We start from the raw sequence: 4186 nt of genomic DNA, 5'->3' as shown, positions 1-4186 counted from the left end.
GCCCCGGCCGGCCTGCTCGGCGGCGCCGCGGCTGCCCCGGCCTCCCCGTCCGCGCCGTCGCCCGATGCGGCCGGGGTCGCCCACGCCGCGACCCAGCTGGCGCACGCCGTCGAGATCCCCGGCGGGCCCGGCCTGCCGATGGACCCGGCGACACCGCCGCACGCCGGCCCCGCGCTGCCCCCGCCGCCGGTCGGCGTCGCCCCGGTGCCCGGCCCCCCGCCGGGCTACGGCTACCCGGGCGCCGGACCGGTCGGCGCCCCGCCGATGCCGCCCGCCGCCGTGCCCGGACCGCCGCAGATGCCGGCGCCCGGCCTGCCCGGCCCGGTGCCGGCCGGTGCCCCCGGCGTGCCGACCATCGGCCCCGGCACCCAGGCGGTGATCAGCTACCGCCGGCCGGACGGCTCCGAGCAGTCCCTGGTGATGGCGAGCGAGCCGGGCACCCCGCACCCGGAGTGGAAGGCGCTCCAGGAGATGCGGCGCCTGGGCGTGCCGCCGGACCAGGTGCTGGAGTTCCACACCGAGCTGGAGCTGTGCGACCTGCCCGGCGGCTACTGCGCCCGGATGGTCCGGTCCTCCTGGCCGAACGTGCGGATCACCCACACCGTGCCGTACGGCCGCGACCGGCAGTCCCGGCAGGCCGGGATGGCGCTGCTCTTCGACCACCACGACCAGCTGCACCAGCTGGCCGCCGCCCCGCAGCGGCCGCGGCCGGTGCCCGCCCCGCTGCCGCCGCCGGGCTCCGTCCTGCCGCTGCCGCCGCTGGCGCCCCAGCAGCTGGCCGCCGAGCTCGGCCAGGCCTTCGGCCCGGCGGTCTTCCGGTTCGAGCAGCGCGCGGTCTCCCGGCAGGGCGTTCCCGAGCCGGTGGCGCAGACCCTGATGTGGGCCGGGCTGCCGCGCGAGTTCGCGCCGTTCTTCTGGGCCCAGGCCCAGGAGGGCCGGCCGATCCCGACCCTGGCCGAGCTCGCCGCCGAGCGCGGCCGCCCGGCCGGCCCGGACTTCGGCGGCTACCTGGTGCTCGGCAACGACTACGGACGGCAGCTGTGCGTGCAGTACGGCACCGCCGCGGTGGTCGCGGTCGACCTGGAGGGAACCGGTGAGCCGCCGCGGTTCGTCAACACCGGCGTACCGGAGTTCGTCCGCAGCCTGGCCGTCCTCGGCCGGATGTGGCGGCTGCGCTACGGCCTCACCCCGGAGCAGGCCGGCCGCTGGACCACCGACCTCCAGGCGCAGCTGCTGGCGGTCGACCCCGCGGCGCTGCACACCCCGGAGGGCTGGTGGGCGGTGCTGCTGGAGCAGTTCTGGGACGGCCTGATGTAGCCGGTGGGGGCGGGTCGGCGCGGCCCGCCCCCGGCCTCGTCTTGTTGGGCTTTCCACCGTATCTGCGCAAAATAGGTCAAGTGGGCGGCTTCGGGTCGTCCTCGAACGGACAGAGATCCCGAGAGCACGGATCCCGACAGCACGAGGGGAAGAGAGCCGATGAGCGACGCCGTCTCCCAGCACGGCTTCACGGTTGCCCGGCGCGGCTACGCGCCCGAGCAGGTCCACGCGACGCTCGCGGGGCTGACCGCGGAGCGCGACCAGGCGTGGGAGCGGCTCAGCGTGCTCGGCGCCGGCCTGCGGGAGATGGAGAAGCGTCTCGCCGAGATCATGCAGGCCAAGGAGGACGCCCCCGAGCCGGACTACAACCGGCTCAGCGAGCAGGCCGCCGCACTGATGGCGATCGCCGCGAACGAGGCGGAGGCGGTGCGGTCCACCGCGCTGCGCAACGCCGGGGACATCCGCGACGAGGCGGAGAAGGCCGGCAAGGCCGCCGCGCGCGCCGCCGACACCTACGCGGCCACGGTCCGCGGCGAGGCCGAGCAGCACGGCCGCGAGACCGAGATGAGCACCCGGGCGTCCGCCGAGCGGATCCGCCTGGAGGCCGAGCTGGACGGCCGGGCCACCCGGGACGCCGCCACCGCGGACGCGGCCCGCACCCGGCTGGCCGCCGCCGAGGCCGAGGAGCGCGCCGAGGCCAAGCTGGCCGAGCTGCGCCGCCGCTCGGACGAGATGTTCGCCGAGGCCGAGGCCCAGGCGGACGCCGAGGAGGCGAAGCTCACCTCCGGCGCCGAGCGCCGGCTGCGCGAGGCGGAGCAGCACCGCGAGGCGGTGCTCGCCGAGATCCGCACCATCGAGGGCAACGCCCAGACCCGGGCGGAGGACCTGCTCTCCGCGGCCCGGCTGAAGGCCGAGCGGATCCGGGTCGCCGGCGAGGCGGACCAGCGGGACTTCACCGCGCGCCACGCCGAGATGGAGGAGCAGCTCGACACCATCAAGAAGACGCTGGCCGAGCTGACCGGCGCGGCCCTCGGCGCGATCGAGCCGTCCCGCCGCCCGGCCGCCCTGGAGGCCGCCGCCCGCGAGGCCAACGAGCCGGAGCTCACCCTCGACCTCTTCCTGAAGAAGGACCGCCCCACCGCCGAGCCCCCGGCCGCCGGCGAGGACGCGGCGCCCGCCGACGGCGCCGAGGAGGACGCGGCGGACGAGGAGCCCGCGGCGGAGGCGAAGATCGTCCCCAAGATCGTCATCGTGGACGACGGCATCGACCACGACACCCGCCCCGGCCGCATCACCCGCCGCGGCTGACGGCACCCCGCCGCGGCCGGGCCGTACGGGTCAGAGCACCTCGACCGCGGCGCCGGTGAGGCGGCGCCGGCAGTCCAGGACGTAGCGGGCGTGCTCGGCGACCGCGTCGTAGTCGAAGTCGTCGTGGTCGGCGAGCAGGATGACGGCGTCGGCGGCGGCCAGCTCCTCGGGGGTGGCCTCCACCCGGCGTACGGAGGCCAGGGGGCCGCCGTCGTGCTCGGGGGCGGTGCGCTGGCCGGGGATCTGCGGCTCGGCGACGTGCACCCCGGCCACCACGTGCGGGTCGGCGGCGCGGACGTCGGCGCCCATCCGGGTGAGCAGCTCGACCACCCGGGCGGCCGGGGTCTCCCGAGCGTCGCCGGTGTTCTTCTTGTACGCCAGGCCCAGCACCAGCACCCGGGAGCCGTTGACCGAGCGCTGCCGGTCGTTGAGCGCCTCGGTGAGCCGGCGCACCACGTAGTCCGGCATGTGGCTGTTGACGTCGTTGGCGAGCTCGACGAAGCGGAACGACCGGCCGAGCGCCCGCTCCACCCGCCACGACAGGTACGACGGGTCGATCGGCAGGCAGTGCCCGCCGACGCCCGGGCCGGGGGTGAACCGCAGGAACCCGAACGGCTTGGTGGAGGCCGCGTCGATGGCCTCCCAGACGTCGATCCCGAGGTCGTGCGCGAACATCGCGAGCTCGTTGACCAGGGCGATGTTCACGTGCCGGAAGGTGTTCTCCAGCAGCTTGGTCAGCTCGGCCTCCTTGCACGAGGAGACCGGCACCGTCCGCTCCACCAGCTGCCCGTAGAAGCCGTCGACGGCGGCCAGGCCGTCCGGGGTGGTGCCGGAGACGACCTTCGGGGTGTTCTCCAGCCGCCACCGCGGGTTGCCCGGGTCGATCCGCTCGGGGGAGTAACCGAGGTGGAAGTCGGCGCCGGCCCGCAGCCCGGAGCCCTGCTCCAGCAGCGGGGCGAGCAGCTCCTCGGTGGTGCCCGGGTACGTGGTGGACTCCAGCACCACGGTGGCGCCGGGCCGCAGGTGCCGGGCCAGCAGCCGGGCCGAGGCCTCGATGTACGAGAGGTCGGGGACGCCGTCGCGCAGCGGCGTCGGCACGGTGATCACCGCGACGTCGAACCCGGCCACGTCCGAGGGCTCGGCGGACGGCAGGTAGGCGCCGCTGTCCAGCAGCGGGCGCAGCCGCTCGCCGGGGATGTCCTCGACGTAGGACTCGCCGACCGCGAGCCGCTTGATCCGGCGCTCGTCGACGTCGTACCCGACCACCCGGTGCCCCACCTCGGCGGCCCGGACGGCCAGCGGCAGCCCGACGTAGCCCTGGCCTGCGATGACCACGCGCATGACGAAGTACCCCCTCCATCGCGATGGTGCGCACACCCTCTCCGGGGCGGCCCCACACCTTCTTCACACGAGGGTACGGAGCCGGGACCGGGCGCGGGCGGCTTCGCGCAAAGCGGTGCCGAACGGCCGGGGTGAGCGGCCCCGGACGGCGCTGAGGCCCCGGGGGGGCGCCCCGGCGCTGCGCGGGGCGGCGCCGCGCCGCCCCCCGCGCGCCCCCCCC

3 protein-coding genes are annotated in these 4186 nt (G+C 76.4%); 2 read left to right on the top strand and 1 reads right to left on the bottom strand.

All coding sequences use genetic code 11. From position 1 onward, the window contains the following. Together ACFV0G_RS36220 and ACFV0G_RS36215 are read left to right on the top strand one after the other, a co-directional pair. Window positions 1-1317 (top strand): SUKH-4 family immunity protein (locus ACFV0G_RS36220; RefSeq protein WP_380557099.1); only part of this gene is annotated, 1317 nt, incomplete at its 5' end. 159 nt (window positions 1318-1476) lie between these two features. Next, the gene (locus ACFV0G_RS36215) at window positions 1477-2625 is read left to right on the top strand and encodes a hypothetical protein (RefSeq protein WP_380557097.1); all 1149 of its coding nucleotides are present in this window, start codon (window positions 1477-1479) and stop codon (window positions 2623-2625) included. Window positions 2626-2655: 30 nt separating this feature from the next. Here the strand turns inward: ACFV0G_RS36215 and ACFV0G_RS36210 are convergent, their stop codons facing one another. Continuing rightward, window positions 2656-3966, bottom strand: coding sequence for a nucleotide sugar dehydrogenase (locus ACFV0G_RS36210; RefSeq protein ID WP_380557095.1), 1311 nt, complete (start codon window positions 3964-3966; stop codon window positions 2656-2658). Window positions 3967-4186: the final 220 nt, after the last annotated feature.

Origin of the sequence: Kitasatospora sp. NPDC059571, from assembly GCF_042735675.1 — a bacterium.
GTDB lineage: Bacteria > Actinomycetota > Actinomycetes > Streptomycetales > Streptomycetaceae > Kitasatospora.
The sequence above is the reverse complement of the archived record's forward strand: the minus strand, read 5'-3'. Positions and strand labels throughout refer to the sequence as shown.

Bases quoted from the DNA above. Each gene is read 5' to 3' on its own strand.
- ACFV0G_RS36210 (WP_380557095.1), bottom strand. From the start codon at position 3,966: ATGCGCGTGGTCATCGCAGGCCAGGGCTACGTCGGGCTGCCGCTGGCC.
- ACFV0G_RS36215 (WP_380557097.1), top strand. From the start codon at position 1,477: ATGAGCGACGCCGTCTCCCAGCACGGCTTCACGGTTGCCCGGCGCGGC.